Annotated in this window: 1 pseudogene; it reads left to right on the top strand. The window is 58.8% G+C overall.

The annotated features are described in order from the left end of the window. Window positions 1-56 precede the first annotated feature (56 nt). A pseudogene (locus EOA24_RS40490) lies at window positions 57-537 on the top strand (DNA-directed RNA polymerase subunit beta'); the annotation flags it as partial.

Genomic DNA, 537 nt, shown 5'->3' with positions numbered 1-537 from the left:
CATTTCGTCCGCGATCGATTGAAGGGGTTATCGAGGACCCCGAAAAGGAGAACGGCATGAACCAAGAGGTCATGAATCTCTTCAACCCGCAGGCGCCTGCGCAGGTGTTCGATTCCATCCGGATCTCGCTTGCCAGCCCAGAGAAGATTCTGTCCTGGTCGTTCGGCGAGATCAAGAAGCCGGAGACCATCAACTACCGCACCTTCAAGCCGGAGCGTGACGGCCTGTTCTGCGCGCGCATTTTTGGTCCGATCAAGGACTATGAGTGCCTTTGCGGCAAGTACAAGCGCATGAAGTACAAGGGCGTCATCTGCGAAAAATGCGGCGTCGAAGTCACGCTGTCGCGCGTTCGCCGCGAGCGCATGGGCCATATCGAGCTCGCCGCGCCCGTCGCCCATATCTGGTTCCTGAAGTCGCTGCCTTCGCGCATCGGCACGTTGCTCGACATGACCCTCAAGGACATCGAGCGTGTGCTCTACTTCGAGAACTACATCGTCACCGAGCCGGGCCTCACCGCGCTGAAGGAGAACCAGCTCC

Source organism: Mesorhizobium sp. M2A.F.Ca.ET.039.01.1.1, from assembly GCF_003998035.1.
GTDB lineage: Bacteria > Pseudomonadota > Alphaproteobacteria > Rhizobiales > Rhizobiaceae > Mesorhizobium.
The sequence above is the reverse complement of the archived record's forward strand: the minus strand, read 5'-3'. Positions and strand labels throughout refer to the sequence as shown.